At 66.5% G+C, this 20,023-nt stretch carries 15 protein-coding genes and 1 tRNA gene; 9 read left to right on the top strand and 7 right to left on the bottom strand.

Features of this window, described 5'->3' with window-relative positions; all coding sequences use genetic code 11:
* Positions 1-108 precede the first annotated feature (108 nt).
* Positions 109-1,845: a malate synthase A gene (gene aceB, locus RIL96_RS01670; RefSeq protein WP_310547254.1), complete on the top strand. Its 1,737-nt coding sequence runs from the start codon at positions 109-111 to the stop codon at positions 1,843-1,845.
* Between the two features lie 86 nt (positions 1,846-1,931).
* On the opposite strand, the gene RIL96_RS01665 is transcribed toward aceB, so the two are convergent.
* Positions 1,932-2,741, bottom strand: coding sequence for a DNA-formamidopyrimidine glycosylase family protein (locus tag RIL96_RS01665; RefSeq protein WP_310547253.1), 810 nt, complete (start codon positions 2,739-2,741; stop codon positions 1,932-1,934).
* 197 nt (positions 2,742-2,938) lie between these two features.
* Here RIL96_RS01665 and RIL96_RS01660 point away from each other — a divergent pair, with 197 nt between their 5' ends.
* Positions 2,939-3,796, top strand: coding sequence for a transporter substrate-binding domain-containing protein (locus RIL96_RS01660; RefSeq protein WP_310547252.1), 858 nt, complete (start codon positions 2,939-2,941; stop codon positions 3,794-3,796).
* 96 nt (positions 3,797-3,892) lie between these two features.
* Positions 3,893-4,816, top strand: a complete 924-nt coding sequence (locus tag RIL96_RS01655; protein ID WP_310547251.1) for a carbon-nitrogen hydrolase family protein — start codon at positions 3,893-3,895, stop codon at positions 4,814-4,816.
* 302 nt (positions 4,817-5,118) lie between these two features.
* Here RIL96_RS01655 and RIL96_RS01650 read toward each other — a convergent pair.
* Positions 5,119-5,207: transfer RNA gene (locus tag RIL96_RS01650), tRNA-Ser, on the bottom strand.
* A 124-nt stretch (positions 5,208-5,331) separates the two neighbouring features.
* On the opposite strand from RIL96_RS01650, the gene RIL96_RS01645 reads away from it, so the two are divergent.
* Complete coding sequence (locus tag RIL96_RS01645; protein WP_310547250.1) at positions 5,332-7,320, top strand: FAD/NAD(P)-binding protein; 1,989 nt, start codon at positions 5,332-5,334, stop codon at positions 7,318-7,320.
* Between the two features lie 52 nt (positions 7,321-7,372).
* Here the strand turns inward: RIL96_RS01645 and RIL96_RS01640 are convergent, their stop codons facing one another.
* From RIL96_RS01640 to RIL96_RS01625, 4 genes are all read right to left on the bottom strand, one after another.
* The gene (locus RIL96_RS01640) at positions 7,373-9,343 is read right to left on the bottom strand and encodes an acyltransferase family protein (RefSeq protein ID WP_310547249.1); all 1,971 of its coding nucleotides are present in this window, start codon (positions 9,341-9,343) and stop codon (positions 7,373-7,375) included.
* Between the two features lie 212 nt (positions 9,344-9,555).
* Positions 9,556-10,173, bottom strand: coding sequence for a LysE family translocator (locus RIL96_RS01635; protein WP_310547248.1), 618 nt, complete (start codon positions 10,171-10,173; stop codon positions 9,556-9,558).
* A 46-nt stretch (positions 10,174-10,219) separates the two neighbouring features.
* A complete protein-coding gene (locus RIL96_RS01630; protein WP_310547247.1) occupies positions 10,220-11,038 on the bottom strand; it encodes a helix-turn-helix domain-containing protein in 819 nt (272 codons plus the stop codon).
* Positions 11,035-12,465, bottom strand: coding sequence for an FAD-binding oxidoreductase (locus tag RIL96_RS01625; RefSeq protein WP_310547246.1), 1,431 nt, complete (start codon positions 12,463-12,465; stop codon positions 11,035-11,037). The genes RIL96_RS01630 and RIL96_RS01625 overlap by 4 nt, the downstream gene beginning before the upstream one ends.
* 170 nt (positions 12,466-12,635) lie before the next feature.
* Between RIL96_RS01625 and RIL96_RS01620 the strand changes: the two genes are divergently transcribed.
* The 4 genes from RIL96_RS01620 to RIL96_RS01605 all read left to right on the top strand — a co-directional run bounded on the left by RIL96_RS01620 (position 12,636) and on the right by RIL96_RS01605 (position 17,112).
* Positions 12,636-13,994: an MFS transporter gene (locus RIL96_RS01620; RefSeq protein ID WP_374761817.1), complete on the top strand. Its 1,359-nt coding sequence runs from the start codon at positions 12,636-12,638 to the stop codon at positions 13,992-13,994.
* Positions 13,995-14,098: 104 nt separating this feature from the next.
* Positions 14,099-15,154, top strand: coding sequence for an ABC transporter substrate-binding protein (locus RIL96_RS01615; protein ID WP_310547245.1), 1,056 nt, complete (start codon positions 14,099-14,101; stop codon positions 15,152-15,154).
* 120 nt (positions 15,155-15,274) lie between these two features.
* Positions 15,275-16,318 (top strand): ABC transporter permease, encoded by a 1,044-nt coding sequence (locus RIL96_RS01610; RefSeq protein WP_310547244.1) that lies wholly within the window; start codon positions 15,275-15,277, stop codon positions 16,316-16,318.
* Between the two features lie 2 nt (positions 16,319-16,320).
* Positions 16,321-17,112, top strand: a complete 792-nt coding sequence (locus RIL96_RS01605; protein WP_310547243.1) for an ABC transporter ATP-binding protein — start codon at positions 16,321-16,323, stop codon at positions 17,110-17,112.
* 118 nt (positions 17,113-17,230) lie between these two features.
* Here the strand turns inward: RIL96_RS01605 and RIL96_RS01600 are convergent, their stop codons facing one another.
* A complete protein-coding gene (locus tag RIL96_RS01600; RefSeq protein ID WP_310547242.1) occupies positions 17,231-18,601 on the bottom strand; it encodes a short-chain fatty acid transporter in 1,371 nt (456 codons plus the stop codon).
* Positions 18,602-18,799: 198 nt separating this feature from the next.
* On the opposite strand from RIL96_RS01600, the gene RIL96_RS01595 reads away from it, so the two are divergent.
* Positions 18,800-20,008, top strand: a complete 1,209-nt coding sequence (locus RIL96_RS01595) for a thiolase family protein (RefSeq protein ID WP_310547241.1) — start codon at positions 18,800-18,802, stop codon at positions 20,006-20,008.
* Positions 20,009-20,023 lie beyond the last annotated feature (15 nt).

Here is a 20,023-nt window from a genome sequence, read left to right as displayed (position 1 = left end):
CGCCCCACAAGGAGCGGGCCCGCCGCCCACCCCCTTGAACCACCTGAATCTTCCGGTCCGGCGGTGAGCCGCCGGGCCGGAAGCACAGCCTCTGAGTAGGAGCACATCATGTATTCAGCCGACACCGAAGTCACCGTCAACGGCATCACGCTGCGCGGACACCAGGTCCGCGGCCAGCGTAAGGTGCTCACCATCGAGGCACTGGAGTTCCTCGCCCACCTGCACCGCACCTTCGAGCCGCGCCGTCGTGAGCTGCTCGCCGACCGGGAAGAGGTCAAAGCGCGCATCTCCGAAGGGTGGACCCCGGACTTTCCGGAGGAGACCCGGGCGATCCGTGAGGACGACACCTGGAAGGTCGCACCGCTGGCGCCGGGCCTGAACTACCGGCAGGTGGAGATCACCGGTCCGGTGGACCGCAAGATGACCGTCAACGCGCTGAACTCCGGGGCGTTGGGGTGGATGGCCGACTTCGAGGACTCCTCGACCCCCGCCTGGGAGAACGTGGTCTGCGGGCAGATCAACATGCGTGACGCGATCCGTCGCCAGATCGACTTCCGGACCGAGGCCGGTAAGCGCTACCGCCTGGACCCGGAGCCTGAGGAGCGGATCCCCACCATCAACGTCCGGCCCCGCGGGCTGCACCTGATGGAAGATCATCTGCTCATCGACGGTGAGCCGATCGCCGGGGCGCTGATGGACTTCGGGCTCTACTTCTTCCACAACGCCCAGGAGCTCATCGCCCGCGGACGCGGTCCCTACTTCTACCTGCCCAAACTGGAGCACTACCGGGAGGCCCGGTGGTGGAACGAGGTGTTCTGCGCCGCGCAGGACTACCTCGGCCTGGAGCGGGGCACCATCCGGGCGACCGTGCTGATCGAGACGATCACCGCGGCGTTCCAGATGGAGGAGATCCTCTACGAGCTGCGCGAGCACGCCGCCGGTCTCAACGCCGGGCGTTGGGACTACATCTTCTCGATCATCAAGATGTTCCGCGACCGCGGTGCGCAGTACGTGCTGCCCGACCGAGTGCAGGTCACGATGACCGCGCCGATGATGCGGGCCTACACGGAGCAGCTGGTCCGGGCCTGCCACCGGCGTGGAGCCTCGGCGATCGGTGGAATGGCGGCTCAGATCCCGAACCGTCGGGACCCGCAGGCCAATACCGCGGCACTGGAGAAGGTCCACGCCGATAAGCTGCGCGAGGCCACTGACGGCTTCGACGGCTCCTGGGTCGCCCACCCGGATCTGGTGCCGATCGCCCGGGAGGCCTTCGACGAGGTCCTCGGCGGGTGTCCGCATCAGATCCGCACACGGACCCGCCAGGACGTCGTCCCTGATGCGGAAGGTCTGCTCAACGTCGGTGCGACGGAGGGTGAGATCACCGAGGCCGGCATCCGGACCAACATCGACGTCGGTATCCGGTATATGGATTCCTGGCTGCGCGGTTCGGGTGCCGCGGCGATCCACGGGCTCATGGAGGATGCGGCCACGGCGGAGATCTCACGCTCGCAGATCTGGCAGTGGATCGATGCCGGAGCCCAGGCGCGGATGAGCGACGACGGCACGATGCGCCGGGTGACGCGCCGCTGGGTGGAGGAGCTCGTCGACGACGTCTTCTCTCAGCTGCCCCGCAGCGCCGGTGACCGGTTCGATGAGGCCCGTGAGCTCTTCGTCGCCTCAGCCCTGGCCAAGGAGTTCCCGGCGTTCTTGACCGTCCCGGCCTATGAGCAGTGCCTTTCGGCGGTCTCGCAGGCGCCTTCCCAGCAGGAGGCTCCGGAGCAGGTCGGTGGTCGTCGGCCTCAGGGTTCCTCGGCAGGGTCCCGGGGCGGTGAGATGGCCGCCTGAGGTACCCGGTTCGTCATCGAGTCCCCGATTTCCGGGGCGTGTCGAGGCCACAATGGCCTCAGAAGCATCGGAAATCGGGGACTCGATCATGTCTGGGGTTGGCAGTGCGGGCAGAAGAAGATGATGCGGTCGGTGCGGCCCCGGCGTCGGTCCTGCTCTTCGCCGAGTTCTGCGCGATGGATGCGCCCGCGGCAGCGCAGGCATAGCTGGCCGTCCCGGCCGTAGACCCAGCTGCGCACCGCCGCCGTCGCGCTGCCGGTGGTGACCCTCCGTGAGCGGAGCCGGTTGACCTGCAGGAGCCGGTGCGCGGTGTCCACGATGCCCGGCAGATCCACCACCTCTGCGACTGGGGTAGCCGGGTGGACTCCGTGGAGGAAGCAGATCTCATTGCGATAGACATTGCCGATCCCCGCGAGATACCGCTGATCCAGAACGGCAAGCCCGATGGGGCGTTCCGGCCGTGATCGCAGGCGACGCACCGCTTCTTGAGGATCCCAGTCCGCACCGAGGAGATCGGGTCCGAGATGACTTTGTTGCTGTGACAGCTCCATCGCGGGGAAGACGACGAGTTCCCCCAGCGCAAAGCCCACGGCCTGATGCTCGGCAGTGGAGAGGATGCAGCGTGCCGTGTGACCCGGGCGCCGCCATCGTGGTGTGCCATCAGCCAGAGGGTAGAGGTGCCAGACCCCGTCCATCTTCAGGTGGGAGCGGATGATCATCCCGCCGGTATGGATGAGCAGGTATTTCCCGTGGGCGGTGACATCGTCGATCCTGTGTCCGGTCAGGTCCACCGTGGCGTAGTCCGGGACGCGCAGATCGCAGCTTTTCAGCCTGTGCCCTGTCAGCGCGCGATGAAGCTGAGCAGCCTGACGGAAGACGGTATCGCCTTCGGGCATAGAGGCTCCTGCGCGGTATCCGGTGGCTCATGGCGGGCGGGTATGCGTGGTCATCATGTCACCGCAGGCTGCACCGAATCCAGAGAGGTCTCATGGCCGGAGGATTGACAGCACTGCGATCGATGACGAAACTGACATTCATTTGGGTGTGGTGTATCCCACATCCTGACTTATCCGCCATCGAGAAGGGGCGCCACATGATCCGCCGCCACGTCACTGTGCTCACCGGAACTGCGCTCGCCGGGCTGTTGGTCAGTGGCTGCGGAGGGGCAGGTTCCCATGACAGCGAGAGCGCGGAGGGTGGTGCCGAGGGCGCAGAAACCGGTGGTGACTCGCGCCTGGATGCGGTCCTGGAGGAGGGTGTGCTCGATGTCTGCACCACAGGCGACTACCCGCCCTTCACCGAATACGACGAAGAGGCCGATGAGTACGAGGGGATCGACATCGACATGGTGCGCGGCCTAGCGGAGGAGATGGGTGTGGAGATCGAATGGGTCCGCACCAGCTGGGACGACCTCATGGATGACTACCTCGCCGACTGCGACATCGCCGTCGGCGGGATCTCCATCAACGCTGACCGGGCGCAGCAGGTGTTCTTCAGCAGGCCGCTGATGGCCGACGGGAAGACCCCGATCACCCGGTGCGAGAATGTCGACGACTATCGCACGATCGACCAGATCAACGATCCCGAGGTCACCTCGATCATGCCCAGCGGCGGGACCAACCAGATCTTCGCCGAGGAGCACTACCCGGAGGGGAACCTGGTCACCCACGACAACCTGACCATCTTCGATGAGCTGGCCGAGGGCAACGCCGACGTCATGACCACGGACAGATCAGAGGTGCTCTGGGTGGCCAACGAGTACGAGGAACTCTGCGCGGTCAACCCGGACGAACCCTTCGACTACTTTGAGAAGGCGTACATGCTGCCCCGCGGTGACACGGTGTTCGCACACTACGTCGACCAGTGGTTGACCATGTCACTGCATGATGGGACCTATCACGAGGCGACGTCCGAGTGGTTCGGCGATGATGTCGAGATCGAGGTGCCCTGAGCGCAGAAGAGCTCCAGGCGCCGAGCACTTCCCTGAAAGCGGCTCATCGAGTGTGATGGGGTGAGCCCCATGTTCCGCCCAGAGAAAGAAGCTGTCATGAGTACAGTCGCCGTCGTCCAGACCTACCCCGTCATCGGTGATACTCCCGCCACTGTGGTCAAGGCGGAGAAGCTCATCCGTGAGGCCGGGGCCCACGGGGCCGAGGTCGCCGTGTTCCCGGAAGCCTTCATCGGCGGCTACCCCAAGGGGAGCAGGTTCGACACTGTGGTCGGCACGCGGACCCCGCTGGGGCGCGAGGAATACCGTGAATACGCTAACGGGGCGATCACCCTCGGCGGTCCCGAACTGGAGACGCTGGCGGCAGCCGCGGCAGAAGCTGGGGTTTTCGTGGTGCTCGGGATCATCGAACGATTCGGCGACACGTTGTACTGCACGGCGGTGCTCATCGACCCGCAGGCGGGCGTTGTCGGCAATCACCGGAAGCTCATGCCCACCGCCAGTGAGCGGCTGATCTGGGGCTTCGGCGACGGCTCCACGCTCGATACTGCCGAATCCTCCGCCGGTCGGGTCGGCACGGCGATCTGCTGGGAGAACTACATGCCGATGCTGCGCCAGGCGATGTACGCCCAGGGTGTCGACCTGTACTGCACGCCGACAGTTGACGACCGCGCCGTATGGCAGTCCACGATGACGCATATCGCGTTGGAGGGGCGTACCTTCGTCCTCTCAGCCTGCCAGGCGCTGCCGAAGTCGGCCTACCCGGAGGGCACTGAGTTCCCGCCGCAGGTCGGCAACGCGGAGTGGGTGATCCGCGGTGGCAGCGTCATCATCGACCCGCTGGGTACAGTGCTGGCGGGGCCGGTCTACGAGGAGGAGACGATCCTCTACGCCGAAGTCTCGCAGGAGGCGCGTACCCGTGGGCATTTCGACCTTGACGTCACTGGTCACTACGGACGGCCCGATGTCTTTGAGCTTCATGTCAACACCCGGCCGCAGGCGGGGACTGTGTTCGACGGGTGAGGGGAGTTTGAGGGGCGCGGGAGTGCTGCAGGGGCCCTGCGCCCCTGTGCTTCGATGGTCCGGGGAATCGAGGTTGCTTTTGCAGTCACGGATCAGGGGATTTCCGGGCTCAGCGGGGCCGGCCGTGACTGAAAAGGGAACGTGGATTTCTCATACCCGGGTCACGGCTGGTGCCGTGCAGCGCTGAGACGCCCAGCTCATACACGCGCCCATTGCCATAGCCTCTGATCCACATGGGGGAGCTCATGACAACAAGAGACCCCCGCCAACCTGTTTTCCCAGGTCAGACGGGGGTCTGAATGCGGAGGCGGGGGGATTTGAACCCCCGGTCCGGTGTTAGCCGGACCCTTCATTAGCAGTGAAGTCCATTCGGCCGCTCTGGCACGCCTCCCCGCATCATCGGGTCTACACCCAGCAGATGCGACTCATAAGCCTAGCGCGAGGTCGTCGTCCAGATCAAAGTCCACCCCTGGGGCCATCGGTCCTGTCCTCGCCCTTTCAGTAGGCTGAGCCGTATGCAGAGTCCTCAGGAGCATGTGATCGCCGTCGTCGGCGCCGGACCCCGCGGCACCTCATTCCTGGAGCGTCTGCTGTCCCACCTCGAACGCATCACCGCGGATGCGGCCCGTACCCGCCCGCTTCGCCTCATCATCATCGACCCCGCCCCTCACGGGCCCGGTCGGGTGTGGGACCCGGAACAGTCGCCGCTGTTCCTGATGAACACCCCTGCCTCCTTCCCGACGGCGGCACCCACTGCGGCGACCTGTGCCCAGCTTCCTGCCTCCTCGGCCGCCATGAGTTATGCCGAGTGGCGCCGTTCCGCTCCGGGCCGCCGCAGCGCCGCTGACGCCGAGACCGCCCCCGGGCAGAATCTCGGGGGAGAGGGGGATGATAACGACTACCCGGCCCGCGCTGACTACGGCCGTTACCTCGCGGCGCTGCACCAGGGCGTCGTCGAGGAGCTGGATGCGTTGGAGGGTGTCACAGTGGATTCCCGGCGCGCTTCGGCCACCGGTCTGCGGCCGCGCCGCGGTACCTATGAGATCACCCTGGACGACGGCACCTGGCTTTCGGCCCATGCCGCCGTGCTCAGCCTGGGTCATGTCCCCGCCCGGCTCAACGAGTCTGCTGCGCGCATCGCCGTGGTCGCCGAAGAACTGGGCCTGCATTATGTCCCGCCAAGCGTGCCCACTGATGTCGATCTCGACGTGATCCCCGCCGGAGAGCCTGTGCTGATCCGCGGGATGGGGCTGAACTTCTTCGATCTGATGATCGGGTTTACCGCCGGACGCGGGGGAGTCTTCACCCATGACCCCGGGGCACCGGCAGGCCGACGGATGACGTACACCCCCTCCGGCCGGGAGCCGCATCTGATCGCTGGTGCCCGCCGCGGCACCCCGTACCGGGCGAAGTCGGTGGCGCGAGGGTTCGTGCCCGACGGCGTCGAGTTGGTGCACTTCACCGATGAGGCGGTCGCCGACGTCGTCGCCCGGCATGAGACGGTGGAGTTCGCCGCGCATCTGTGGCCGCTGCTGCAGCGCGACGTCCTGCGCACCTACTACCGCACTCTCGCGCGGGTCTCGCCGGAGCTGTTCCAGACTGATGCGGAGGATTTCCTCGTCGAGTTCGATGCTCTGCTGCGCACCTCTCGCGGCGGGGAGCAGGTCCTCAACGCTCAGGGGCGGCGGATGCTCAGCCACCACGCCCCCGATGCGTTATGGTTCGATGTCCGTGCGATGGCTCGGCCCTTCGCGGACACGATCTTCGATTCTTCCGCCCAGTATCAGCAGCAGCTGCAGGCCTATCTTGAGGACGACGCCCATTCCTCCGTGGCGGGTGCGGCCAGCCCGGTGAAGATGGCCGTGGGCGCGTTGCACGCCGGTCGGCTGAAGCTGAAATCCCTGATCAGCGAGCATGTGATCTCGGATGCGAGCTTGGTCAGCGACGTCGAGGGGTGGTTCGAGGCGCTCGTCGAGGGCCTGGCCAGCGGGCCGCCGGTCCAGCGGATCGAGGAGCTCGCGGCGCTGAGCAGAGCCGGCGTCGTCGAGTTCCTCGGACCTGACCCGAACTTTGAGATCGCACGGGAATCCGGGACATTCACCGCTGAATCCCCCTGGGTGGACGCTGATCCGGTGCATGCGCGCTGGTTGCTGGAAGCGATGATGCCGGCGAACCGGGTCCAGCTCTCGGACTCGCCATTGGTGGCCGGGCTGCTCAGTGACGGCTACGCGCGGCCGCGCGAGATCCTGGACGCGGTGGGCGCGCCTCGGGCGGGGAAGGGGTTCGACGTCACTGAGCAGCCGTACCGGCTCATCGATGCCCGCGGTGAGGTCTTGGACGGTGTCTACGTGTTGGGGCTCCAGCTCTCCTCCGTGCAGTGGGGTACGGCGATCGCCGCCGAATCCGGGGGAGCCGTGGAGGACACGGCCCGCACTCTGGCTGATGCAGACGCCGCCGCCTCCCGCATCCTCACCCAGGCACGTTTGTCCGAACTCAGTGCGTAATCCGGAGGCTATTGGGACAGGATCTCTGAAGGAATTCGGATAAGCGTGCGTATCAGGGGGAGAGGGCGGTGCGGAGAGTTTCGACGTAGAGCTCCGCGCCGGTCGGCCCCGGGTGGATGCCGTCGCCGGCCAGGAGCTCGGGCTGTTGGCTGATCGCCGCATCCCAGTCCACTAGGTGGACATTCTCGTGATCTGCAGCCGTCTCGGCCAGCAGCGCGTTATTCCCAGAGACCCAGTTCACCGACGGCCCGTGCGCATTGACCAGGTACACCTCGCGCTGCTCACCGGCCACGGAGATCAGCTGTTCCAGCTCCTCCTCGGTGACCGGTCCATTGGTCGCCAAGGACACGACGACGACGTCGCGCAGCGACCCCTCCTGCTCGAGCTGTGTGGCGATATCCACCCCGTCACCGATGAACCGTGAGGTCGCCGCGTGGATATCGATGCCTGCCAACTCCTCCAACAGGGCGGGTGAGGCCGCCACGCCGACGGAATCGCCGATGTAGGTGATCGCCTCGCCGGAGATGTCGCCGTCGTCTGTCGGGGTCGCCTCGTCATCGGGTGCGGGGCCGTCTGAGTCATCAGAGGAGTCCTCCTCAGCATCCTCCGGTTCTCGGGAGGCGTCGGCCTCCCCGGTATCCTCAGCCTCCGGCTCCCCAGACGACTCCGGAGTCGGCTCCGCGTCGGCCTCTTCCAGGGCCTCCTCACCTGCAGAAACGTAGTCCTCCGCGGCCGTCTGCTGCGGGGCCACCGCCACGGCGCTGCCGGTGGCCAAAGCACCGAGCAGCACCGCCGCGCTCGCGGCCCGGGCGTAATGCGCCTGCGAGGTCCCGGCGCGTCCGAGCAGACGCCGCCACAGCATCTCCGTGCAGGCCCCGAACCCGTACCGACGGATCGGCTCCTCGACGTATCGGTGGGACAGTGCCGCCGCCACCACGGAGAGCACCAGCACCAGTCCGGCACGCAGCAGCGGATTCATCAGCGGCGCGGCGTGGACGAAGAGCACGTACACCGGCCAATGCCACAGGTAGATCCCGTAGGAGCGCCGTCCGATCCACACCACCGGTGAGAGTTCCAGCAGGCGCACGAACGGACTGCGCGAACCGCGACGGGCATCATCGATCACCGCGATGAGCGCCACGAGGGTCAGCAGGCTCGCCGCCGCCAGACCCCAGGGGTGAAGCCACAGCGGATGCTCACCTGCCGCAGAGAGCGCCAAGGCCACCAGTGCCGCCGCAGCCAGTGGTCCCATGACGTGGCGGCTGAATCGGCGGGCGCTACGCCGCTGCAGCGCATTGCCGTGTTGTGGACCTTGCAGCACCCAGGGCCTTGCCAGAGCCAGTGCCGCCCCGGCCATCAGGCCGAAGGCGTGCGTATCCGTGCCGTAGTACACCCGTGAGGCGGAGGAACCGGTCAGGATCAGCACCAGCATGGCGATCACCGACGCCGCGGCCAGGCCCAGGGTGACCCAGCGGGTGCGGCGGACGCCGGGCAGCAGGGTCAGCATCACTGCGACCATCACCGGCCACAGCAGGTAGAACTGCTCTTCCACCGCCAGCGACCACAGGTGCGTGAACAGCTCCGGACTGCTCTGGGTGAAGTACTCGTTGCCCGCGGCGATGTTCGTCCAGTTCGAGGTGAAGCTCAGCGCGCCGAAGACCTGCCGGTCCATCCCGGCCAGTGCGTCTCCACCGACGGCCAGCGCCGCCGGCACGGTGACCAGCACCAGCAGCAGGATCGCCGGCAGAAGCCGTCGGATCCGGCGCACCCAGAATCGGGGCAGACTCAGGTATCCGTTGTTCTGGCCCTCCTTCAGCAGCAGGGAGGTGATGAGGAAGCCGGAGATGACGAAGAACACGTCCACACCGATCATCCCGGTGGGCATCCATGCGGGCAGCAGGTGATAGATCAGGACCAATGCGACGGCCAGGGCGCGCAGTCCGTCGAGTCCGGGAAGCACGTATCCGCGTGTGATGTGCGTCGGCCTGCCGCCGAACCGCTCCGTACGCCCCGTCTGCTGCACCGGCGGTCTCACTTCCCCTGGTCTGCTTGCCGTCCCCGGTGGATCAGTGTATAGAGCCGTACGCCCCGGAATCGTCCAGATCGACCGGTGTCCCCAGACTGTGATCATCCTGTTGCCTGGCAGTGTGCGAGCACGCGCCGGAGAACTGGAACCGGGTCCTCAGCGACGTTGTGCCTCCGGTGCCGCACGGGCCACTCTCCGGATAGGTGCTGCTACCCGAGATGGTCCATGACCAGGGAGCCGATCATGCCGCCGCCGAAGAGGACCAGGAAGGCGCCCGCGATCCCGGTGAGCCACGGCAGCAGGCGCCCCATGCGCGTCAGCGCACGGCGGGAACCCAGGACGACGGCGACGAACACATCCCAGACCAGCACGATCGAGAACATCCACGCCCCATAGAGCGCGAGCGTCACTGGGGCGGCGGTTCCGACCGCGGCGGCCAGACTGATGTAGAACAGCGCGTTCTTGGGGTTCAGCAGGCCTGAGGCGATGCCCAGGCTGAAGTTCCTCCACCAGGTCCTCCGCCGGGTGCCCGGTACGTGGCCGAGGTCGATGCGTGCTCGTGATCTCAGGAAGGCGAGGCCGACGAAGATCAGGAACCCGCCGCCGGCGAGCTGGATCGCATCCAGCAGCAGCGGGTGCGAGATGAGCGAGATCCCGCAGAACGCAGCGGTGATGAAGATCCCGTTCGCGGTGGCGATGCCCAGGCAGGCGCCGGTGGCGTTGCGCCATCCGCTGGTCATCGCCGTGCGGGCGATGAGGAAGAAGTCGACCCCGGGGATCAGCAGGGCCAGGAAGTGCGCGGCGGCGACGGCGAGGAACTGCTCCATCTCTCCCCTCGGTGCATGACGATCAACCTGTCAAGCATCGAAGGGCCTATGCGCTGCGGTCTTGTACGTTCTTGCAGCTAGCGCGGTAGGAGCCGGGTGAGGTGGCGACGTGGGCGCTGAAGACGCGGTGGAAATGGCTCTGATCGGTGAAGCCCAGTGCGTACGCGCTCTCAGCGATCGGCTGTCCCTGCCGCAGCATCTCCCGCGCTCTGAGCACCCGAGCATTCTGCCGCCAGGCCAACGGCGGGAGTCCGGTGGCACGTCGCATCGCCCGGACGAGCTGGTAGGTGGTCATCCCGACGGCGGCAGCCAACTCGCCCAGGCGCGGGTTTGATTCGTCGGTGCGTAAGCGGTGCATCACCGGTGCGAGACGAGCGAGCAGCTCAGGGTCGGCCTCACCGCTGATGGCGTGTGCCGGGGCGGCAGCCCCGAGCGAGGCGAATAACTCGGTGAACCGGGCCTCCAGGCGTTCACGGGGCTCATCGGCGCAGATCGCGTCGTTGACCGCGTTGACCTGGGTGTACAGCTCCGGGCTCCGCAGCACCCGGATGGTCTCGAACAGGCGGCTTGAGCCGCGTCCTGGTGCCAGCGACTCCGCCCAGGCCTGATCCATGTGGATCATCTGGTACCGCCATAGGCCCCGATCAGGGTTGCAGGCGTGCACCTGGTCGGCAGGGATGACGATGACGTCGCCCGGTGCCAGGCGTACCCCACCCTCGAGCGGGCCGGTCACCACCGAGGTTCCCGCGTCGATCGCACCGATGGAGAAGGAGTCGTGGGCATGGGGCCGGTAGCAGACGTTCTCCCGGCATGACCGTCGTGCTTCCAGATGCGGAAGTGTTGAGCTTCGCCGGAACTCCGTCACAGGATTCCCCGGTGGGGGTTCAGCAGGTGCTGCGGGTCGAATGCCTCTTTGATGCGGCGCTGCAGTGCGATGAGTCCGCTGCTCTGCTCCCAGTCCATCCAGCGCAGCTTGTATCCTCCGACCCCATGCTCACCTGAGATCGTCCCGCCCAGCTCCAGGGCCACCCGCACGGAATCATCCAGGGCGGCATCCAGGCGTGCCGTGACCTCTTGCAGTTCCTCGTCTCCGGAGGTCCGCACTGAGAACGTGGGGTGGAGGTTCCCGTCACCGGCATGGGCGACTACCTTCAGCTCCACGCGGTGGGCCCTGGCCACCTGGTGCATCTTCTCGATGCAGGTCACCAGCTGCGACCGGGGGACCGCGATGTCCTCGCCCACGCGGATCTCATCGACCAGTCCGTCACCGCGGGCGTGGCGGCGCAGCTCCACCAGTTCATCGGCTTCCGCGGAGCCGGGTTCCGTGACTTCAGCTCCCAGGTCGCGCAGGGCTTCACGGACCAGCTCGGCCTCGACCTCAGCACCGTGTCCGTCGGTCTGGACCAGCAGCAGCGCCTCGCCGCGTCGGGCGAGATCTGAGCCGTGGGCCTCGTCCAGGGCGCGCATCGTGGCGGCGTCGAGCAGTTCGGTGATGGCCGGCTGCACTCCCACCCGGGACATCTCGACGACGCCGGAGGCCGCCGTCGAGAGCTGCGGGAAGAACGCGCCGATGGTCTCGACCTTCTGACTGCGGTGGCGCAGCCGGACCGTGGCACCGACGACGATGCCCAGCGTGCCCTCCGAGCCGACCATCAGGGAGGTCAGGTCATATCCGACGACGTGCTTGAATGTGGCGGAGCGGGTGTGCAGCAGTGAGCCGTCGGCCAGGACCACGTCTAAGGACAGCACTGAATCGCGGGTGACCCCGTATTTGGCGCACCGCAGACCCCCGGCGTTGGTGGCGATGTTCCCGCCGATTGTGCTGATCCGCCAGCTGGCCGGGTCCGGAGCGTACATCAGGTGATGTTCGGCCGCGGCGGCGTCGAGATCGGCGACGATCACCCCGGGCTCCACAGTGGCCGTGGAGTCTTCCGCGCTGACTCGCAGGATCCGATTCATCTGCGTGGTCTCCAGCACCAGGCAGCCAGCGACGGCGTTGGCTCCACCGGCCAGTCCGGTGCCCGCCCCGCGGGTGACCACAGCTCGGCCGTGTGCGGCGGCGATGCGCACGGCGTGCTGGACCTGCTCCACGGACTGCGGACGCACGACGACGGCTGGTTGTTCCGGGGTGAGGTGCTCACTCGGTCCGAGATCCACAGAGCGGCTTCGTAGGTCTTCCGGGTCTGTGCTCAGTGCCGATGCGGGAAGGGCCTCACGCAGCTGCTGGAGGAAGGCGGCCTCGGATTCGGCGCTGGGTTGGGCGCTGGAATGGGCCTCGGAAGGGGTGTGCATGCCTTGATCGTAGGCCCCGATGCGGTGCGGAGAGCAAGTGGACCGAGATGAACGCTCACTATTTACCAACCAATCGGTCAGGAATGGTGCTAGAGTGCCCGTATCAGTGATTCGCGTCACATCACCGATGGCATCTGCCACTCGCATTCACATTTCGGAAGGGGGCCCTGTTGAGTCAGCAGGCCTATGTCAGCAGCGAAGGTCACGAGATGACCCGCGAGGAGAAGAAGGTCCTCGCCGGCACGCTGGTCGGTACCACGATCGAATGGTACGACTTCTTCATCTACGCCCAGGCTGCGGGGTTCGTCCTCGCGGTGCTCTACTTCGAGCCGCTGGGCGCTGAGAACCCCGCGCTCGCCCAGATCGTCGCCTGGTCCTCAGTCGGCATCTCCTTCCTCTTCCGGCCGCTGGGCGCCATCATCTCCGGCTATCTGGGGGACAAATTCGGCCGCAAACTGGTCCTCTTCGTCACCCTGACCGGCATGGGTCTGGCCACTGTGCTGATCGGTATGCTGCCCACCTACGCCGCCTGGGGTGCGGCCGCACCGATCCTGCTGATCGTGCTGCGCATCCTGCAGGGGCTCTCCGCCGGTGGTGAATGGGGCGGTGCCGCGCTGCTCTCGGTGGAGCATGCGCCGCGGCATAAGCGCGGTCTCTTCGGCGCCTACCCGCAGATCGGCGTGCCGCTGGGCATGCTGCTGGCCACCGGGTTCATGTTCGGCCTCAACGCGGTGACCACTGAGGAGCAGTTCCTCGCCTGGGGCTGGCGCGTGCCGTTCCTGTTCTCCTTCGTGCTGATCATCGTCGGTGTGCTCATCCGCCTGAAAGTGGACGAGTCCCCGGTCTTCGAGGAGATGAAGGAGCGCAAGAAGGAGTCCTCGGCGCCGCTGTCCGAACTGGTCACCACCCACAAGAAGTACACCTTCCTGGCCGCGCTGATCTTCGCGGCAAACAACGCTGCGGGCTACCTGGTCATCGCCTTCTTCGCCGCCTACGGGGTCAACACTCTGGGTATGGACCGCGGGGCGACGCTGATCGCCTCGGTCATCGGCGGCGTCGGCTGGTTCATCTTCACCCTCTTCGGCGGCTGGGTCTCCGACCGCTGGGGCCGGGTGCGGACCTTCCAGATCGGCTACGCGATCATCATCATCTGGGCCGTGCCCATGTGGTTCCTGCTCGACACCGCCTCGCTGCCGCTGTTCGCCCTGGCCATCTTCATCCTCACCATCGGCCTCGGCCCCTCCTACGGGCCGCAGTCGGCGCTCTATGCGGAGATGTTCCCGGTCTCCATCCGTTTCTCCGGGGTGTCCATCGGCTACGCGCTCGGTTCCATCATCGGTGGCGCCTTCGCGCCGATGATCTCCCAGGCCATCCTGGACAACACCGGCAAGTCCTGGCTGATCGGTGTCTACATCGCCGGGCTCGGCATCATCTCGTTCATCGGCGTCTCCCTGGTGCCCAAGGACCTGCAGGGAGTGGACCTCAACGACGATTCCGAGCGCAACCTCACGGCAGCGGTGGGTCGCTGAGGGTTCCTCGTGAACCTCAGGCAGGATGAACCAGACGCCATGACATCAGGCACCGGACACATCACCTCAGCACCGTCATCATCAGCACCGTTCAAGGAGGAACCATGCCTCAGCGACACCACCTCATGAAGGTCACAGCACTCACGGGTGCTGCGGCCCTGGCGCTCACCGCCTGCGGAAACGGCGACGGCGGGGGAGACGGCGACGGCGAGAGCTACAGCATCGGCGTCACCCAGATCGTCTCCCATCCTTCGCTGGATGCCGCTCGCGACGGCTTCAAATCGGCCTTCGAGGAGGCCGACGTCGAGGTCGACTGGGACGAGCAGAACGCCCAGGGGGAGCAGGCCACCGCCACCAACATCGCCGGCACCTTCGCCAACGACGATAAGGACCTCGTGTTGGCCGTCGCCACCCCGACGGCCCAGGCCGCCGCGCAGGCGATCACCGACACCCCGATCGTCTTCACCGCGGTCACCGATCCGGAGGAAGCCGGTCTGGTCGACTCCTGGGAGGAGCCCGGCGGAAACGTCACCGGCACCTCGGATATGAACCCGGTGCAGGAGCAGCTGGAACTGCTGCAGGAGCTCGACCCCGACGCCGAGACCGTCGGCATCGTCTACTCCTCCGGTGAGGCCAACTCCCAGGTGCAGGTGGACATGGCCAAAGAGGCCGCTGAGGAGCTGGGCCTGGAGATCGAAGAGGCCACCGTCACCAACTCCTCCGAGGTCCAGCAGGGCCTGCAGTCCCTGGACTCCGATGCCATCTACGTCCCCACCGACAACGTGGTGGTCTCCGCGTTGGAGACCGTGATCCAGTACGGCGAGGACAACGAGCTGCCGATCCTCTCCGCTGAGGGCGACTCCGTCACCCGCGGGGCGGTGGCCACCTACGGCATCAACTATGAGGCACTGGGCAAGCAGGCCGGAGAGATGGCGCTGCGCATTCTCCAGGATGACGAGGATCCGGCCTCCATGGCGGTGGAGGAGCAGACTGAGCTGGAGCTCTACGTCAACCCGGAGGCCGCCGAGGCCCAGGGCATCGACCTCTCCGAGGACCTGCTCGATCGCGCCGACGTCGTCGTCGGTGAAGACGTCGACGCGCAGGACCCGGCTGAAGCCGGTGAAGAGGAAGAGGACGAAGAAGAGGGCGAGGACTCCTGATCGTCACCGGCCCGGCGTAGGTCCCCCGCTGACTTCTCGGCGGGGGGCCTGCGCCGTGACCTGAAGATTTCAGTAGGATTCCCCCGCATGACTCTTCCGCACCACCTTTGACGAGGACAGATGATCACAGCAGTCGAACTCGGCCTGATCTACGCGATCGTGGCACTGGGCGTCTACCTGACGTTCCGTGTGCTCAATTTCCCCGACCTGACGGTCGACGGCTCCTTCACCACCGGTGCGGGCACTGCCGGTGTGCTGATCGTCCAGGGGGTGAACCCGTTCCTCGCCACTGCGGCCGCGTTCATCGCCGGTGCGCTGGCGGGGCTGATCACCGGCCTGCTGCACACCAAGGGCAACATCAACGGTCTGCTGGCCGGAATCCTGACCATGATCGGGCTGTATTCGATCAACCTGCGCATCATGGGCGCCTCGAATGTGCCGCTGCTGGGCGAGGACACGCTGTTCACCATGATGTACGGCTACGTCGATCGCGGCGTGGCCTCCATCGTGGTGCTGATCGTCCTCGCGCTGCTCTTCAAACTGGCTCTGGACTGGTACCTGCACACCGACACCGGAATGGCGCTGCAGGCCACCGGTGACAACGAGCTGATGATCCGGTCCTTCGCGGTCTCCACCGACCGGCAGAAGATCTACGGGCTGATGATCTCCAACGGGCTGGTCGCCGTCGCCGGGGCGCTGGTTGCCCAATATCAGGGATTCGTGGATATCCAGATGGGTATCGGTCTGATCCTCGTCGGCCTGGCCTCGGTGATCGTGGGTCAGGCGATCTTCGGCTCACGGCTGGTCATCCAGGCGACGTTCGCCGTGGTGCTCGGTGCGGTGCTCTACCGCCTGGCCATCCAGTTCGCGCTCAACGCCGGGCTGAATCCCAATGACATGAAGCTGCTCTCAGCCCTGTTGGTCATCGCCGCGCTGCTGCTGCCGCAGTGGTCAGGCTTCCGGAAGATCGCCACATGGCGGCGCGGTCTCGGTGCCGGGGGAGGTTCGGCGATGCTGACCTCAGAGGGCGCCGACGCCGCCGAGGCACAGAGCGTCCCCGCGGAAGAGGCCGTCGAGGAACCCGCAGGCGCGGTGAGAACTGAGGGGTCCGGCGGCTCCGCCGCCCCTGGGCAGGACCGCAGCACCGGAGAGAAGGAGTCCTGAGCATGCTGACCATCGACCAGGTTTCGAAGACCTTCTTCCCCGGCACCGTCAATGAGCGCAAGGCGCTGGTGAACGTCTCCCTGGAGATGCACGAGGGCGACTTCGTCACCGTCATCGGTTCCAACGGTGCCGGAAAGTCCACCATTCTGAACACGATCGCCGGGCGTATTCCGCAGGATCACGGTCAGGTGCTGCTCGACGGCCGGGAGATCTCCGGGCAGAAGGAGCACCAGCGGGCCGCCCGCATCGGCCGGGTCTTCCAGGATCCGATGGCTGGGACCGCGCCGAACCTCACGATTGAGGAGAACCTGGCCCTGGCTGATCGCCGCGGCGCATTCCGCGGGCTGGCCCGAGCGGTCACCGGGGCCAAGCGTGAACGGTTCGCTGAGGAGCTGAAGGTGCTCGAGCTGGGGTTGGAGGACCGGTTGAAGACGAAGGTCGGCCTGCTCTCCGGCGGTCAGCGGCAGGCGTTGAGCCTGCTGATGGCGACCTTCTCCGGCCCGAAGGTGCTGCTGCTCGATGAGCACACCGCCGCGCTGGACCCCCAGCGGGCTGAATTGGTGACCCGGCTGACCCGGCAGGTGGTCGAGGCCCAGGGGCTGACCACGCTGATGGTCACCCACAATATGAACCAGGCGTTGGAGGTCGGCAACCGGCTGATCATGATGCATGAGGGGCAGATCATCCTGGACGCCTCCGAGGAGGAGAAACGGGGTATGACCCCGGATGACCTGCTCCAGCGCTTCGCCACGCTCAAGGGTGCCGCCCTGGATGATAAGACCATGCTGCAGTAAGCCGTCGTCGGGCTGGTCCCTCACGCGCCCATCGAGTCCCCGATTCCTGCGGCGTGTCGGGCCGTTTTCGACGCAACACGCCGCAGGAATCGGGGACTCGATCACGTGTGGGGAGTGCTCAGCCGGAGACGATGAGCATCGTCGCCGCGAACACCAGGCCCGAGGCGATCAGCGCGATAGTCGTGTAACTGAGGATGTCGCGCATCTTCAGCCCCGCGATCGCCAGCAGCGGCAGCGCCCAGAAGGGCTGGATCATATTCGTCCACTGGTCTCCGTAGGCCACCGCCATGATCGCGACTGACGGGTCCGTGCCGAGTGCTTCGGCGGCGTCGAGGAGGATCGGTGCTTGGATGGCGATCTGGCCTCCGCCGGAGGGGACGAAGAAGTTCACCAGTCCGGCGGAGAGGAAGGCCCAGAGCCCGAAGGTCTCGGGGGTGGAGATGGCGACGAAAGCCTCGGAGAACACCTCGATCAGCCCGGTGCCGGCCATCATGCCCAGGATTCCGGCGTAGAGGGGGAACTGCAGCAGGATCTCCCCGACGTTGGAGGCGGCGTTCTTCGTCAGCACGATCAGCTCGAACGGGCTGCGCACCAGCAGCATGATCAGCGCGAGGAATGACCAGTTCACGATGTCCAGGGTCAGCGAGCCGCCGCCGGCGAAGTGGATCACCAGATACCCGGTGAAGAGCAGCCCCATGATCAGGGTGGGGATGCGGGAGGCATCGGCGCGGTCTGCCGGAGTGACGATCTCGGTGTCGGTCTCGACGTCGGCTTCGGTGATGTCGACGTCGAGCGTGCGCACCTGAGCGGGGTCCCGGGGCGCGACCAGTGCGAGGGACAGCCCGACGACGAGGATGGTCACCACGATGGCGATCAGATTCCAGCTGGAGAAGATCGTCTCCGAGATCGGCAGCGGCTCGCCCAACTGCTCGGCGACGAAGGAGTCCTCCGTGGCTGCGGTCAGCGGGCCGGAGGCTGAGTACCCCATATGCCAGACCACGAATCCCGCGAAGCCGGAGGCCACCAGCATGGGGAAATGTACGGGGATCTCGCGGCGTCGGCTCTGCTCGGCCACCTCACGCGCTAGCAGCCCGCCGACCACCAGCCCCAGTCCCCAGGTGATCAGCGAGGCCAGTGCGGCGACCAGGAAGACGAAGAGGTAGGCCTGCATCGGGGTGCGCGGCACCCGTGCGAGTCGGCGCAGCAGTGCGCGCACCGGACGGGTGGAGGCGAGGATGTGGCCGAGGAAGAGGATCAGCGCCATCTGAGTGATGAAGTCCAGCAGTCCGGAGAGGCCGAGGCCCCATTCCTCGACGACGGTCAGCGGTCCGGAGTCGGTGAGCGTTAGTGCCAGCACGGCGACGATGAGCGTCAGTGCGATAGCGAAGAGCAGGGCGGAGGGGATGAAGCGCTCGACGACGGCGTTAATCGGGCGCATCACGGGTTCCAGCAGGGCGCCGCGCCCGCGGGAGCGTGGGGAGGGGTTCATGGGTCTGGAGTCTCCTGATCGTGTGCGATGACGTCACCACTGTAGTGTGGGATGTGTCACGTGCGGTCCCATGTCTGGTGTCCCGCGTGGCTGCCACGCTCGTGATTGACCTCACAAGGCCACCGTGGAACAGTGTGAGGTGAACGATCGGTCAGTAATTCTGGCCTTCTGTCTTCCGAGCCTCACAGAGGAGCCGCCGTGCCTGCCCCATCGCCCGCCTTCCTCGTCTCCGGCACCCGGACCCCGGTCGGGCGCTACGGAGGTGCACTCTCCTCCGTCCGCCCCGATGACCTGGCGGCCCTGGTCGTCCGCCGCGTCGTCGAGGATTCCGGGATCGACCCGGCCGACGTCGATGAGGTGATCCTCGGCAATGCCAATGGCGCCGGTGAGGAGAACCGCAACGTTGCCCGGATGGCCTGGCTGCTCGCCGGGTTCCCCGATTCCGTGCCCGGCATCACGGTCAACCGGCTCTGTGCTTCTGGGCTTTCTGCGGTGGCCCAGGCCTCGCACATGATCGCTGCCGGTGCGGCCGACCTCGTCGTCGCCGGGGGTGTGGAGTCCATGTCCCGGGCGCCGTGGGTCATGGCCAAACCGACTACACCCTTCGCCAAGCCGGGGGAGGTCTTCGACACCTCCATCGGCTGGCGGTTCGTGAACTCGGAGTTCCTGCGCATCGATAAGCGCACGTACTCCATGCCGGAGACTGCGGAGGAAGTGGCGCGGATTGACGCGATCACCCGGCAGGACGCCGACGCCTTCGCCGCCGAATCTCAGCGCCGGGCGGTCGCCGCTGTGGAGGCCGGTCGTCTGGCCCGCGAGATCACCCCGGTGGAGGTGACGGGCCGCAAGGGAGCGGTGACCGTCGTCGAGACCGATGAGGGGCCACGCCCGGACACCACCGCTGAGGTGCTGGCGAAGCTGCGCCCTGTGGTCGCCGGGGGCGAGGTCGTCACCGCCGGCAACGCCTCCTCCCTCAACGACGGCGCCTCCGCGGTGATCGTCGCCTCTGAGCGTGCCGTCGAGAAGTATGGACTCGCTCCCCGGGCGCGAGTGGTCGGTTCGGCCAACGCCGGAGTGGCGCCTGAGGTCATGGGGATCGGCCCGGTTCCCGCGACTCAGAAGGTGCTGGAACGGACCGGCTGGAGCGTCGGCGACCTCGGCGCGGTGGAGCTCAACGAGGCCTTCGCGAGCCAGTCGCTGGCCTGTATCCGCCGTCTGGGGCTGGACCAGGCCATAGTCAACGCCGACGGCGGCGCCATCGCCCTGGGCCACCCGCTGGGATCCTCCGGATCGCGGATTCTGCTCACTCTGGTCCGCCGCATGGAGGACGAGGGCGTCACACGCGGCCTGGCGACTATGTGCGTCGGCGTCGGGCAGGGCTCGGCGATGGTAGTGGAGAAGGTCTGAACCCATGGATGACGC

Origin of the sequence: Nesterenkonia aerolata, assembly GCF_031470965.1 — a bacterium.
Lineage (GTDB): Bacteria > Actinomycetota > Actinomycetes > Actinomycetales > Micrococcaceae > Nesterenkonia > Nesterenkonia aerolata.
The sequence above is the reverse complement of the archived record's forward strand: the minus strand, read 5'-3'. Positions and strand labels throughout refer to the sequence as shown.

What these genes read in the sequence shown, in the direction of transcription:
- aceB (WP_310547254.1), top strand. Translation starts at nt 109, where the DNA reads ATGTATTCAGCCGACACCGAAGTCACCGTCAACGGCATCACGCTGCGC.
- RIL96_RS01665 (WP_310547253.1), bottom strand. Translation starts at nt 2,741, where the DNA reads ATGCCCGAAGGCGATACCGTCTTCCGTCAGGCTGCTCAGCTTCATCGC.
- RIL96_RS01660 (WP_310547252.1), top strand. Translation starts at nt 2,939, where the DNA reads ATGATCCGCCGCCACGTCACTGTGCTCACCGGAACTGCGCTCGCCGGG.
- RIL96_RS01655 (WP_310547251.1), top strand. Translation starts at nt 3,893, where the DNA reads ATGAGTACAGTCGCCGTCGTCCAGACCTACCCCGTCATCGGTGATACT.
- RIL96_RS01645 (WP_310547250.1), top strand. Translation starts at nt 5,332, where the DNA reads ATGCAGAGTCCTCAGGAGCATGTGATCGCCGTCGTCGGCGCCGGACCC.
- RIL96_RS01635 (WP_310547248.1), bottom strand. Translation starts at nt 10,173, where the DNA reads ATGGAGCAGTTCCTCGCCGTCGCCGCCGCGCACTTCCTGGCCCTGCTG.
- RIL96_RS01625 (WP_310547246.1), bottom strand. Translation starts at nt 12,465, where the DNA reads ATGCACACCCCTTCCGAGGCCCATTCCAGCGCCCAACCCAGCGCCGAA.
- RIL96_RS01615 (WP_310547245.1), top strand. Translation starts at nt 14,099, where the DNA reads ATGCCTCAGCGACACCACCTCATGAAGGTCACAGCACTCACGGGTGCT.
- RIL96_RS01610 (WP_310547244.1), top strand. Translation starts at nt 15,275, where the DNA reads ATGATCACAGCAGTCGAACTCGGCCTGATCTACGCGATCGTGGCACTG.
- RIL96_RS01605 (WP_310547243.1), top strand. Translation starts at nt 16,321, where the DNA reads ATGCTGACCATCGACCAGGTTTCGAAGACCTTCTTCCCCGGCACCGTC.
- RIL96_RS01600 (WP_310547242.1), bottom strand. Translation starts at nt 18,601, where the DNA reads ATGAACCCCTCCCCACGCTCCCGCGGGCGCGGCGCCCTGCTGGAACCC.